Annotated in this window: 8 protein-coding genes and 2 tRNA genes; 7 read left to right on the forward strand and 3 right to left on the reverse strand. The window is 51.0% G+C overall.

The window, feature by feature from the left end:
- Positions 1 to 57 precede the first annotated feature (57 nt).
- The 4 genes from FOA19_RS16815 (at position 58) to FOA19_RS16830 (ending at position 6,549) form a co-directional block, all read left to right on the forward strand.
- The gene (locus tag FOA19_RS16815) at positions 58 to 966 is read left to right on the forward strand and encodes an ABC transporter ATP-binding protein (protein WP_149092030.1); all 909 of its coding nucleotides are present in this window, start codon (positions 58 to 60) and stop codon (positions 964 to 966) included.
- Between the two features lie 48 nt (positions 967 to 1,014).
- Complete coding sequence (locus FOA19_RS16820; protein ID WP_149092031.1) at positions 1,015 to 4,644, forward strand: M1 family aminopeptidase; 3,630 nt, start codon at positions 1,015 to 1,017, stop codon at positions 4,642 to 4,644.
- Positions 4,645 to 5,419: 775 nt separating this feature from the next.
- A complete protein-coding gene (locus tag FOA19_RS16825) occupies positions 5,420 to 6,037 on the forward strand; it encodes a tetratricopeptide repeat protein (protein ID WP_149092032.1) in 618 nt (205 codons plus the stop codon).
- Positions 6,038 to 6,156: 119 nt separating this feature from the next.
- On the forward strand, positions 6,157 to 6,549 hold the full coding sequence (locus FOA19_RS16830; protein WP_149092033.1) for a hypothetical protein: 393 nt from the start codon (positions 6,157 to 6,159) through the stop codon (positions 6,547 to 6,549).
- Between the two features lie 90 nt (positions 6,550 to 6,639).
- Here the strand turns inward: FOA19_RS16830 and FOA19_RS16835 are convergent, their stop codons facing one another.
- Positions 6,640 to 7,185 (reverse strand): RNA methyltransferase, encoded by a 546-nt coding sequence (locus tag FOA19_RS16835; protein WP_149092034.1) that lies wholly within the window; start codon positions 7,183 to 7,185, stop codon positions 6,640 to 6,642.
- A 247-nt stretch (positions 7,186 to 7,432) separates the two neighbouring features.
- Here FOA19_RS16835 and mutS point away from each other — a divergent pair, with 247 nt between their 5' ends.
- From mutS to FOA19_RS16850, 3 genes are all read left to right on the forward strand, one after another.
- Complete coding sequence (gene mutS / locus FOA19_RS16840; RefSeq protein ID WP_394344104.1) at positions 7,433 to 10,072, forward strand: DNA mismatch repair protein MutS; 2,640 nt, start codon at positions 7,433 to 7,435, stop codon at positions 10,070 to 10,072.
- A gap of 512 nt (positions 10,073 to 10,584) precedes the next feature.
- Positions 10,585 to 10,657, forward strand: a tRNA-Gly gene (locus tag FOA19_RS16845).
- Between the two features lie 74 nt (positions 10,658 to 10,731).
- Positions 10,732 to 10,815 (forward strand) — tRNA-Leu (locus FOA19_RS16850).
- A gap of 159 nt (positions 10,816 to 10,974) precedes the next feature.
- Here the strand turns inward: FOA19_RS16850 and FOA19_RS16855 are convergent.
- Positions 10,975 to 12,123, reverse strand: coding sequence for a hypothetical protein (locus FOA19_RS16855; protein ID WP_149092035.1), 1,149 nt, complete (start codon positions 12,121 to 12,123; stop codon positions 10,975 to 10,977).
- On the reverse strand, positions 12,095 to 12,628 hold the full coding sequence (locus FOA19_RS16860; protein WP_149092036.1) for a hypothetical protein: 534 nt from the start codon (positions 12,626 to 12,628) through the stop codon (positions 12,095 to 12,097). Before FOA19_RS16860 ends, FOA19_RS16855 begins: the two co-directional genes overlap by 29 nt.
- Positions 12,629 to 13,208 lie beyond the last annotated feature (580 nt).

The following is a 13,208-nucleotide window of genomic DNA, read 5'->3' on the forward strand; positions in this document are numbered from 1 at the left end:
CTCTACTAATCACTTAGAAACCAATCGCTCTGTCTTACACCTAAACCCAACCTTTCCATGGAACTCATCATTCAGAACCTTTCCAAAACCTATCCTAACGGCGTGCAGGCGCTGAAGAACGTGAACCTCTCTATTCCCACCGGCATGTTCGGGTTGCTGGGACCTAACGGGGCGGGGAAATCATCGCTCATGCGCACCATCGCCACGCTGCAGGAGGCAGACAGCGGCGGCATCAGGCTGGGCGATTTGGATGTGTTCCGGGAGAAGGACGAGATGCGGAAGGTGCTGGGTTACCTGCCGCAGGAGTTCGGGGTGTACCCGAAGGTGAGCGCCGAGGAGTTGCTGGACCATTTCGCGGTGCTCAAGGGTATCCATAATGGCAAAGAGCGGAAAGAAACGGTGGCTTCGCTGTTACAGCAGACGAACCTTTACGATGTGCGCAAAAAGAACCTGGGCGGCTATTCCGGCGGGATGAAGCAACGGTTCGGGATTGCACAGGCCTTGCTGGGGAACCCGAAGATCATCATCGTGGATGAGCCTACTGCCGGCCTGGATCCCGCCGAACGGAACCGTTTCCATAATCTGTTAAGCGAGATCGGGGAGAACATCATTGTGATTCTCTCCACCCACATTGTGGATGACGTGAGCGATCTGTGCCGGAACATGGCCATCATCAATAAAGGAGAAGTGCTGGCCACCGGCGAGCCGCTGCAGGCAATTGAGCAGATGCAGGGCCAGATCTGGCGGAAATTCATCAAAAAAGAAGAACTGGCGCAGCACCAGACGGAGCATGCCGTGATCTCCTCGCGGCTATTCGCGGGCAAAACCATCATCCACGTGTACGCCGATGCCCGCCCAGGCCAGGAGTTTGAACCCGTGCAGCCAGACCTGGAGGATGTGTACTTCGCGACCATCAGCGGGGTGACTCGGAAGACTTCCACGCCCCAGCAGGAGGTAATCGCCTAAGCCGTTTTGAGGCCCATTTTTCTAAATTAGACTTAAAACGACACGGCTATGTTCCTGAATATTTTCTTGTTTGAGCTGAAGTACCGCCTGAAGCGGCCAGCTACCTATATCTACTTTTTCCTTTTCTTCCTGATGGCGCTGCTGTGCGTATTTGGCGTGAGCGGGGTCTTTGGCGGCACGGTGATCATTGGCGGCGGCAGCAGTGCTTCGCTCAAAGCCAACTCGCCCTACCAGATCAACTGGGTCATTACCATTCTGAGTTGGTTTGGCGTGCTGGTGACCTCGGCCATGATGGGAAACCCTGTTTTTCGGGATTTTGAGCATAAAACGCACTCGCTGTTCTTTACCACGCCTATCTCTAAGTGGAGTTACTTGGGCGGACGTTTCTGGGGATCATTCCTGGTGACGCTGCTGGTGTTCTCGGGGATTGCGTTCGGCTACATCTTCGCCTCGGCGGTGGCGCCGCTGTTCCCGTCGGTAGAGGCGTCCAAGTTCGGACCGTTTAACCTCATGTTCTACGTGCAGCCTTACCTGCTTATCGTGATCCCGAATTTATTGCTCACGGGCGCTATCTTCTTTACGCTGGGCACGCTCACCCGCAACATGCTGGCCGTGTACATTGGCAGTGTGCTGGTGCTGGTGCTGTACGGCGTGGCCAGCGCCCTCACCGCCGACCTGGACAATGACTTGCTCGCGAACTTGGTGGATCCTTTCGGGGCAACGGGGGTGTACCAGACCACCCGCTACTGGACGGCCGCCGAGCAGAATACGCTAGTGCTGCCGCTGAGCCAGCCTGTCCTCTGGAACCGTTTGCTGTGGGGTGGTATTGCCCTTCTGCTGCTAATTTTCTGCTTCTGGCGGTTCAGCTTCTCGTTTTTTGCGTCTGAGGGCAAGGCACGCAAGCTCCGCCGGGAGGAAGCGCCGGGCATCGTCGCCACTTCGCACCGGCTCACCCTTCCCAAGGTTAGCCAGGAGTTTTCGTTTGGGCGCAGTTTCGGACAGTTCTGGAAATTGGCCAAGCTGGAGTTCAAGGGCATCGTGCGAAGCGTGTATTTCATTGCCATTGTGGTGGCGGGTATCGTGTTTCTGCTGTCTACGGCCTCCCAGATCGGGAAACTCTATGACACCAACACGTATCCGGTGACGTCGGAGGTGGTCTCTATTCTGGGCGGCACGTTTGCGCTGTTCATGCTCATCATCATCACGTTTTACTCCGGAGAACTGGTGTGGCGCGAGCGCGATGCCCGCATGAACCAGTTGTATGATGCCTTGCCTATTCCCAACTGGGTGCCGTTCACCTCCAAGCTGGTGGCACTCATGGGCATTCAGGTGGTGTTGATGGCGGTCGTGTTGGTGTGCGGCATTGTCATTCAGGCCGCGAAGGGCTATTTCAACTTTGAGCTGGGTCTGTACGTGAAAAGCCTGTTCGGGCTGCAGTTGGTGGATTACCTCTTGATGTGCGCACTGGCGATGCTGGTGCAGGTGCTGGTGAACAATAAGTACTTGGGTCACTTTATCATGGTGGTGTATTACCTGGCCAACATCTTCAAGGGGCAATTGGGTTTTGAGCACCTGCTGTACTCCTATAGCTCAGATCCGGGCGCGCCGTACTCGGCCATGAACGGCTACGGGCACTTTGTAGGGCCGATAATCCTGTTCAAGGTGTACTGGGGAGCGTTTGCCATTATCCTGGCCTTACTGTCTAACCTGCTGTGGGTGCGCGGTACCGAGGCAAACATTAAAGGCCGGTTCAAGCTGGCGGCGCTGCAACTGAGCAAATCCACTCTGTTGGTCTTGGCCTCGGCGGCGACGGTGTTCATCGTGTGCGGCGGCTTCATCTTCTACAACACCAACATCCTGAACGAGTACCGCGACTCAGACGACAACGAGCGTTTACAGGCCGCTTTTGAGAAAACGTACAAAAAATACCAGCACCTGGCGCAGCCCCGCGTGGTGGATGTGTACCTGGAGACCGACCTGTACCCCAAAGAGCGCGAGTTCCGCTTCAAAGGCCATTACTGGCTCAAAAACAAAACCAGCGTGGCCATTGACTCGGTGCATTTGATGCTGGATGACAACGCCCTGATCAAACAACTGGAGTTCGCCCGTCCGGCCAAAACGGTGTTGTTCGATAAAACCAGTGGCTACCACATCTTCCAACTGGCCCAGCCGCTGGTGCCCGGCGATTCTGTCAAGCTGAACATGGATCTGTTGTACCAGACCAAAGGCTTCAAGCAGCGCAGCTACAACACCGGCATTGTGTACAACGGCACGTTCATCAACAGCCAGTTGCTGCCGCACGTCGGGTACCAGGAAGCTTATGAGCTAGGCGATGACGATACCCGGAAGGAAAACGGCCTGAAGCCGAAGGAGCGCATGGCCAAAGTCAACGACCTGAAAGCCCGCCAGAACACCTACATCAGCAACGACGCCGATTGGATCACCTTTGAAACCGTGGTGAGCACCGTGCCCGATCAAATTGCGCTGGCGCCCGGTTATCTGCAGAAGGAGTGGACCAAAAACGGTCGCCGCTACTTCCACTACAAGATGGATTCGCCCATCCTGAACTTCTACTCCTTCCTGTCCGCCGATTATGAGGTCAAGAAAGATAAGTGGAATGATGTGGCCATTGAGGTCTACTACCAGAAAGGTCACGAGTACAACCTGGACCGCATGATCAAAGGCGTGAAGAAATCGCTGGAATATTATACCGCCAATTTCAGCCCGTACCAGCACCGGCAGGTGCGCATCCTGGAGTTCCCGGGCTACAGCGCGTTTGCGCAGGCGTTCCCCAACACCATTCCGTTCTCAGAGTCCATCGGGTTCATCGCCGATGTGGATGACAAAGACCCTGAGGACATCGATTATCCGTTCTACGTGACGGCCCATGAGGTAGCGCACCAGTGGTGGGCACACCAGGTCATCGGCGGCGATGTGCAGGGATCCACGCTCATGTCCGAAACCATGAGCCAGTACTCGGCCCTGATGGTTATGAAAAAGGAATACGGTGCCGAGCGGATGAAGAAGTTCCTGAAGTACGAGATGAACAACTACCTGCTTGGACGCGCCGGGGAGCGTAAAAAAGAGTTGCCGCTGGCGCTGGTGGAAAACCAGCAGTACATTCATTACCGCAAAGGATCAGTGGTGATGTACGCCTTAGCGGATTACATCGGCGAGGACAAGCTGAACGCGGCATTGAAAGAGTACGTGCAGAAAGTGGCGTTCCAGCAGGCGCCGTACACCAACTCGGTGGAGTTTATGAGCTACATCCGGAAAGCGACGCCGGATTCGCTGCAGTACCTGGTAGAGGATATGTTTGAGAACATCACGCTCTACGAGAACAAAGCCACCGAGGCCTCGGCGGTGAAGCAGAAGGATGGCACGTATAAAGTCTCGCTCACCATTGATGCCAAGAAATTCCGCGCCGATAGCTTAGGCAACGAAAGCCCCGCTCTGCTGAACGATTTTGTGGATGTGGGCGTGATCACCCGTAAAAAGATTGCCGGTACCTGGCAGGATGTGCCGCTGTACCTGCAGAAGCAGCGCATCAAGGCTGGTCAGAACAAGATTGAGGTCACGGTGAAGGAGAAACCACAGCGTGCAGGCGTTGACCCCCTGAACAAGCTCATTGACCGTAACCCCAATGACAACACCAAAGAGGTGACTGTGAAATCGTAGGTCATTAAGTATAGGACGATTGTGAAAGGCCCGGCTAGTTAGCTGGGCCTTTTTGTTTTTAAGGCGCTAATCGGGAAGTGGAGGTTCACGTCAAGTGAGAGCAAATCAGAATTCTATTAGCACAGTAGAATACTTGTTTAGCGCCATGAAATTTTCTGCCTTGAAAGGGGCAGAAGTTAGTGCTGGTTCGGTTCGGATTTAGGGGGTTTTACTTTGTTTTCGGTGGTAGAAGATGGAAGGGAGGTAAATCCGGAAGTTTTTATAAATCTATCTAACTTTTCTAGGGAGTAGGGTCTAGCTCTAAAGACTAACAAACGTTCTGTAAGTTGCTGTTATTTAACATATTGCTATATTTTATTGGTATTGTCTAAAGTAAGATGGAATAGTTTTCTGACCGTCTAAGGGATTACTTAATAGGAAAAACATAAGAATTAAGGCTTTCCTTATAGTCGGCAGAAAATCATATGATTTTACTAAGGATGCTTTAGTCTATTTTACTGCTGGTTTAGCCGAATGTGCTATGATATCGCAAATTTTTTGAAAAAAGGTAGAGGTTAAAAACACCGTTTAAACAGTTTTTAAGCCGTTTTTACGAAAAAGTTCCTTTTTTTATATATTTTTTTATATAAATGTTTGCTTTGCGTATTATCAATCTTCTATATTTGTCTCATTCTACTAAGTAATTGTAGTATTTTAATCTACTAAAACAACTGCAATTCTTACTGTAGAATCAAGGTAAAAATCACGGTTTCAATAAAGGTTTAAAGGGGGAAAGATGCAACGGATTAAGGTTGTGGTGAGCATGATGGTTTTGGTGGTAGCTACCTTACAGGCTTCGGCATTTCATCTTCGGCTTTCTCCCGGGAGTGGTGACAGAATAAAGGAACTATCGCAGCTTATCAAGCAGCAGCCGGGCAATGCCCAGGCGTACGGCGAACGGGCTGCTGCCCGCATGGAGGCGAAGGATGTATACGGTGCCATCAAAGACTACACTTTCGCCCTGACGCTGTCTGAAGGGAATGACCAAGCGTATCTGCTGGGCCGGGGAAACGCTTTTCTGGAGATAGGTGCCTATAAGGAGGCTTTGAAAGATTTTGACGCCATTCTGATGAATGGAAACTCAACGGATGCTCTGTACGGCCGGGCCGTAGGAAAATATTACCTGGATGATTTCTTTGGAGCAATCAGGGATTTGGATGAGGTAGTGGCGGTCTCTCCCCAACACTCCAAAGCGCTGTGCAACCGCGGTATTGTGAAATTGGAGCTCAACCAGTTAGAGGAATCTGTCACAGACCTGACCCTTTTTCTGACGCTTTATCCAGACCACCAGGAGGCCGCGTATGCGCTGCAGGTGGCAACGAATAAACTGCAGCGGCGTATTGCCAAGCGCTGAGTTTAGCCGACTGCCCTAATAGCAACTTTGCTTACTCAAATCCTTGTCTGGCGCTTTTAGGAGCGCAGTTATATATCGTATCGAAATAAAAACAACAATTAAACAAACACACAACAATCATGAAAAACGCCTTACTCACATTCTGCTTTTTATTCGTGTTGGTGATGAACGCTGTGGCCCAGACTGGCCCTGCTAACCCAGCCGTAGAGAAAACCTGCAACTCGGTTACCCGCCTGATGGTGCAATCCATTGGTCTGAACGAGAGCGAATACCTGCAGGTAAAAACCCTGAACCAGCAACGCCTGGTGAAAGCCGCTGAGGTTGCCAAAATGTACAGCAATGACGCGGAGATGCGCGACACCCGCCTGAAAGAGATTGAGACTACCTTTGAAACGGAACTGTTCAAACTGCTCAACAGCCGCCAGGTAGAGGCTTACTCAGAATTCAAAGCCAAGCCAGAAGGAAACTTTCTGTCTATGGTGAAAGAAGTAAGCAAAGCCGGCAAGAACTAAGCCGTCAGCCAGATTCCAAAAGAGAGGCCTGTTCCCTGGAGCAGGCCTCTCTTTTTTTGTAAGAATTGAGTCAATGAATAGAGTTACCCGTTAGGAGAGGGCTTTCCCGGCCAAGGTCTTGCTCAGGACATCCCACACCACCACGCCTACGGTCACGGAGATGTTCAAGGAGTGCTTCGTGCCGAACTGCGGAATCTCCAGCACGCCATCGGCGGCCTTGATGACCTCGTCCTCTACCCCGAAAACCTCGTTTCCGAACACGAATGCATATTTGCCCTCAGAAGCCGGCCTGAAATCGGCCAATGAGGTGCTTCCTTCGGCCTGTTCCACGGCCCACACCTGGTAACCGCTTTTTTTAAGGCCTTCCACCGCCTCCAGCGTATCGGGTACATGTATCCATTCCACCGATTCCGTGGCGCCCAACGCGGTTTTGTGAATCTCTTTATTGGGCGGCGTGCCCGTAATGCCGCAAAGGTAGATCTTCTCCACGGCAAAGGCATCGGCGGTCCGGAAGGCGGAGCCCACATTATGGAGGCTGCGCACGTTGTCAAGAACCAACACCAACGGATTTTTTTGCTTATTTTTGAAGTCCTCCACTGAATCGCGCTGGAGATCTTCCATGCTTAGTTTTCGCATAGTTGAAAAGAGAATGCCATGTCCTGCAAAGGTAACATATTGCGGGAATAGGTGCGTTTTTGCCCTGTTTCAGGAAATTCAGGCCAAAAACCTGAATCCTAGGCGAAAACGTGGAAAAGGGAGCCGCTGTTTTAGAGCCGTTTTTTAGAAACTGGCCAAAAAACAAGGCATCATACAAAGGGAGGATGCGGATACTGATTTCACATTAGCCTATCTGCACAAGACACAATTAGCACATTTTACCGCTTTGGCTAAGACAACCGCAGAGTTCAGCGCCACGCCGCTGATGAAACAATACAACGCCATCAAGGCGAAATACCCGGGCGCGCTGCTGCTCTTCAGGGTAGGGGACTTTTATGAGACCTTCGGCGAAGACGCCATCAAGGCCAGTAAGATCCTGGGGATCATGCTTACCAAGCGAGGTAATGGATCGGCGGCCGAGACGGCGTTGGCCGGATTTCCGCACCACTCGTTGGATACCTACCTGCCTAAGTTGGTGCGGGCCGGGGAGCGCGTGGCCATCTGTGACCAGTTGGAAGACCCCAAAACCGTGAAAGGCATTGTGAAGCGCGGCGTGACCGAGCTGGTGACCCCCGGCGTGTCTTTCAACGATCAGGTGCTGGAACAAAAACGCAACAACTACCTGGCCTCGCTGCATTTCGGGAAAGAGGCAGTGGTGGGCATCGCCCTGCTGGATGCCTCTACCGGCGAGTTCCTGCTGGCCCAAGGCGATGCCGGATACGCCGCCAAGTTGCTCCAGAATTTCAGCCCTGCTGAGGTGCTGTTCTGCAAAGGCAAAAAGGAGACGTTTTTCCAGAACTTCGGGTCTGATCTGTGCCATTACGCGTTGGATGAGTGGGTGTATAGCTATGATTTCGCGCTGGAAGCCCTTACCAAACAGTTCAACACCGCTTCGCTCAAAGGTTTTGGCGTAGAGGCACTCACCGAGGGCATCACGGCCGCCGGCGCCATCCTGCATTACCTCGCCGAAACCCAGCACCATGACCTGCGCCACATCACGGCCCTAGGCCGATTAGAGGAAGACAAATACGTGTGGCTGGACCGCTTCACGGTGCGTAACCTGGAACTGATCTATCCACAGCACCCCGAGGGTGTGCCCCTGATTGACGTGCTGGATCATACCATTACGCCCATGGGCGGACGTCTGCTACGCAAGTGGCTGGTGTTGCCCTTGAAAGACGCTGCCCAGATTCGGCGCCGGTTAGACACGGTAGAAGCGCTGCAAGCCCGCCCCGATCTGCTGCAGGACATCCACCATTACCTGAAGCAGATCAATGACCTGGAGCGTCTCATCTCCAAGGTGGCGGTGCGCCGGGTAAACCCCCGGGAGCTGCTGCAACTGGCCCGCGCCCTGGAAGCTACGTTGCCCATAAAGGAACTGCTGGCCGTGAGCGGCGTACCTGCCTTGCAGAAGTTATCAGACCAACTCTTGCCCTGCGAGTCTATCCGGGATGAGATCCAAAAAACTCTGAAATCTGATGCGCCCATGCTCACGAATCAGGGCAACATGGTGCAGACCGGCATCGACGCAGAATTGGATGAGCTGCGGGCTATTGCTTTTTCGGGCAAAGATTACCTGTTGCAGATTCAGCAGCGCGAGATCCAGAACACAGGTATTTCTTCATTGAAGATCGCCTTTAATAAAGTATTCGGGTATTATCTGGAGGTGACGCACGCGCACAAAGACAAAGTGCCCAGTTCCTGGATGCGGAAACAGACCCTGGTGAACGCCGAGCGCTACATCACTGAGGAACTGAAAACCTACGAGGAGAAAATCCTGCACGCCGAGGACCGTCTGTACGTCATTGAGCAGCGCATCTTCAACGAACTGGTGTTGAGCGCCGCCGAGTTTGTGCCCCAGATCCAGCAGAACGCCAAGGCCCTGGGAATGCTGGATTGCTTGGCCAACTTCGCGCAACTGGCTACCCAGAACAACTACGTGAAGCCCGAGGTCAACGACAGCACCGTGCTCAACATCACGCAAGGCCGTCATCCGGTGATTGAGAAGCAGCTGCCACTGGGAGAACGCTACGTGCCCAATGACATCCGGCTGGACAACGAGGACCAGCAGGTGATTATCATCACGGGGCCTAATATGGCCGGTAAAAGCGCATTGCTCCGGCAAACGGCTTTGATTGTGCTCATGGCGCAGATCGGGTCCTTTGTGCCCGCCGAGGCCGCCCAGATTGGGGTCATTGACAAGATCTTCACCCGCGTGGGCGCCTCCGACAACCTGAGCCGGGGCGAGAGTACGTTCATGGTGGAAATGACCGAGACCGCCAGCATCCTGAACAACCTCTCGGACCGCAGTCTGGTGCTTATGGACGAAATTGGGCGGGGGACCAGCACCTACGACGGTATTTCTATTGCCTGGGCCATTGTAGAGCACCTGCACAACGCGCCCAAAGGTCGGGCCAAGACACTTTTCGCGACCCATTACCATGAACTGAACCAACTTACGGAGGATTTTCCGCGCGTGCGTAATTACAACGTGAGCGTGAAAGAGAGCAACGGCAAGATCCTGTTCATGCGCAAGCTGGTGGAAGGAGGCAGTGCCCATAGTTTCGGGATACAGGTGGCCCAAATGGCTGGCATGCCCAACAGTGTCGTGATCAGGGCCAATGAGATTATGCACCACCTGGAGCAGGAAAAGATCGCGCATCCGCACCAAGATCCGCAGGAAACCCTCAAAAGCCTGCCCAAGCAGCCGTATCAACTCAGCATGTTTGAACTCAACGATCCGCAGTTGGTGCGCATCAAAGAGGTATTCGAGAAGCTGGACATCAACACCATTACCCCGGTAGAAGCGCTCCTGAAGCTTAATGAGCTGAAGATGCTGGTGGATGGTAAGAAGGAGAAGGTATAAGAGGAGTTCTGAGTCTATAATTCTGAGTCCTGAGTAAAGATCCAAGTTGGAAGCCGTTTTAGAGCTGTTTTGTCAAAACAAGCCCTAAAACGGCTTTTGTGCTTCATAGCTTTGTCTTTTTCTGTTTGTGGCTGAGTGACTCTGGTTTGTAGATGTCTGAAGGTTATTTGCGGTGGTTAAATCAAGTTAGAAGCAGGTTAATCTAGTGCTGTGGCCAACGTAGGAGCTAAAGGCAGGCCTTTAGCAAGATCGAAGCAATAATTTTTTGCGTTGAAGCAGTTTTTCACGGGTTCTACTGCTGCTCTCCCGGAAAATGTCGGCCTGTTTCAGACCCGTTTTCCGGAAAACAGCCTCAAAACACCTGTAGGGCAATAAAAAGCGTAAAATTTTTCTCCTTGATTTTCAGTAGGATTACCTATTTGTGAAGATTTTTTTTGGATCAGGACTTGACTTCGTGATTTTTGTGCTTACCTTTGTATCACTAATTCAAACAGCGGATTAGAAAACAAAACGCGAAAGTAGCTCAGTTGGTAGAGCGCGACCTTGCCAAGGTCGAGGTCGCGGGTTCGAACCCCGTCTTTCGCTCAAAGATAAAAGACGTTACCTCGGTAACGTCTTTTCTTTATCTGCCTATTTCATCTCCCTTGGGAGATGAGGTCGCCGGGATGGTGGAACTGGTAGACACGCAAGACTTAAAATCTTGTGACCATTAGGTCGTGCGGGTTCGATTCCCGCTCCTGGTACGAAGAATAAAACAAAGAGGCCCCGTAAGTTTAAACTTACGGGGCCTCTTTGTTTTCCATAGTCAGTGAGCCTTTTAGTTAATGTATGGCTTAGTTGAATCAACTTCTATAATGCAGGTAAGGTGCGGTGTGTAGAAGCCCGATGCATTTTCCATCATTTCAAAATTGTGGCTCAAAAATGGGTGCTATCTCGTTGTCTGGTTCGCTTATGGTGGCTACAGGACGCGGGCGGAACAGGCTCTTGGCGATTAAGATAATGGCAACGCCCCAAAGCAGGATACCGAGGTAAAGCTTCAGCTCTGTCTTGTCTGAGGGTGATAAAAGAACAGAGGAAGTGCTAGGGTAGAAAGCTTCTTTGCCTCGCATGAAGAGTAGTAACAGGATAGAGCCAGTTGCAAGGGCTTTTATATAGAACCGGTTGAGTAAATTGCTGATTTTCTCGTAAAGCCAGGTAAAGTCAGTGAAGGCGAGGTACACCATGCTGTTGGCGATGAAGGGAATGTTGAGCAGGAAAGTATTGGTCACATGGAAGGTGCAGGCAATCAGGAGCCACAGACGCCAGGCTTTCCGGGAATGGAGTAGAAAGAACAGCGGGGATAACTCAAAGACCACGGCTGTGTAGTCAAAGATCTCTAACAGAAGCGGCGGAAAATAGTTGACGTAATTGGCTAGGAAGTAGTGCCGGTCTAGGGTATAGTATCCGTCATTGAACCACCCCAGAAAACCGTTTTGTGAGGGATCAAAGTCTACCCAACTTAGCGCTTTCTCAAAGCCTGCGGAGAACATCGCGAAGCAAAGCAAGATGCTTAACAGGGAAAGGCTTTTGGAGGGAGAGTCAAATCTTGATTTTTTGTCTGGCAGTACTGCCAGGTGCTTTCCCCAGCCAGAGAAAGACATGCAAAGCAGTAGTGAATAAATCAGAATAGAGTGGTCTATTTTTCCGAAGGAGAAGTTGAAGTTTAGCCCAACAAGGCAAGAGAGGAGAAATACCAGCGTAGAGATTCTTGCCTTGACTCCTATGGTGAAGCAAACCAAACTGAGTAAGACAACGCCGTCTAGCAGGTAGAAAAAGGTGGAACCCGGAAATCCGGGAAAGAGATTGGCCAAGCTCAGCAGCGGGGGAGTGAAGAGGGCTTGGGGAACTCCTGCTATCCAGCTGAAACTGGGAACGTAGATGGCTAACATGAAAATTCCTACCACAATCCGGAAAGCGCTCAGGGCTTTTACATTTTCAGGTGATGTTGACAAGCAGACTCTTTCCCAAAAGAGCGTGTTGGCTTTATTGGTCCAGGCGTAAAGTGTTTTCATAAGCTACTCTGCTATTTAGTATTCGGCCGTCTGGGATAGAGATGGTTTCCACGGTCTGGACAACCTTCAGGCTGGGCCCGTGTAAGTTCTGGTGCTCCAGTTTTCTCCGTAACCATACTTTTACCTCATTTTTGTCCTGCTCCGTGACTTTCCTGGCCCATGACATACTTAGGTTTTCAGCCAGTTCTGACTGTATGCCGGGTCTTATGGCACCGGCATTTTCTTTGAGGCCAAACTCCTTGGCTAAGATGGGATTAAGGTATTGGATAGGGATAGGGTACAGCAGGTGCGTGTTATCTACCTTGCTCCAGGTGCCTTGGGCATTGAGCGCATACAAAGAGGTAAACTTTACCTTCGTTCTGCCTGGGGCAACATCCACTTTGCCCGATCCAGACGGGAGCATCACTGCGGGGTAAGGCTCTAAGGCAATCCCGTACTTAGACCTCAAGAAATAAGGTATAAGCAGAAGTGCCAGAAGCGCCAGGGTAAATCTTAAGGAGAACATACCAGAAAATCTTTTTCCTTCTAAAGACTAATACCAGTAGTCAGTAAACCGATGTCAAAATCTACAAGGGCCGGCTGCCATCCTTGCTAAGGAAGAATGACGCTTTTGATGAGCTAATTTGCTCTGCAGAGGCCATGCGCGGTGGTGTTTGTATTTAAAGAATCTCCATTCATGTGCCTTATCCTGTTCAAAGGGTGAGCACGAGAGGCTAATATGGAGAACAGTGCTTTAGATCAGGTTGTAAGTTTCTTGTGCCATAACCTAAGTTCATAGGCATCTCAACTGCTTAAGAGGAGGCGCATAAGGATATGTTTTAGGTGTGCTTAGGATAATATCTACGATGACTTAGGAAGTAAAGTTAAATTTTATAGTTATAAAATGCAATTATATGTTTTATAAATGTCTATTTCATAGATGCTTATGTTAACTGCACGTTAACAAATTCAAAGAAAGAGATTGGATTGGAATATAATTATTTCTTTGTCATGTATTTCTGTGCCTCTTCTATTTTCAGCCTATAGGTAACTATTGATTCTGGTTAAATGAATCAGGCTATTGGATAGTCCTAAAAATTGTCGTT

It is taken from the genome of Rufibacter hautae (assembly GCF_008271695.1).
Classification (GTDB): Bacteria; Bacteroidota; Bacteroidia; order Cytophagales; family Hymenobacteraceae; genus Nibribacter; species Nibribacter hautae.

Excerpts from the sequence above, each read along its gene's own strand:
- FOA19_RS16815 (WP_149092030.1), top strand. The coding sequence starts at position 58 with ATGGAACTCATCATTCAGAACCTTTCCAAAACCTATCCTAACGGCGTG.
- FOA19_RS16855 (WP_149092035.1), bottom strand. The coding sequence starts at position 12,123 with ATGAAAACACTTTACGCCTGGACCAATAAAGCCAACACGCTCTTTTGG.
- FOA19_RS16820 (WP_149092031.1), top strand. The coding sequence starts at position 1,015 with ATGTTCCTGAATATTTTCTTGTTTGAGCTGAAGTACCGCCTGAAGCGG.
- FOA19_RS16835 (WP_149092034.1), bottom strand. The coding sequence starts at position 7,185 with ATGCGAAAACTAAGCATGGAAGATCTCCAGCGCGATTCAGTGGAGGAC.
- FOA19_RS16825 (WP_149092032.1), top strand. The coding sequence starts at position 5,420 with ATGCAACGGATTAAGGTTGTGGTGAGCATGATGGTTTTGGTGGTAGCT.
- FOA19_RS16860 (WP_149092036.1), bottom strand. The coding sequence starts at position 12,628 with ATGTTCTCCTTAAGATTTACCCTGGCGCTTCTGGCACTTCTGCTTATA.
- FOA19_RS16830 (WP_149092033.1), top strand. The coding sequence starts at position 6,157 with ATGAAAAACGCCTTACTCACATTCTGCTTTTTATTCGTGTTGGTGATG.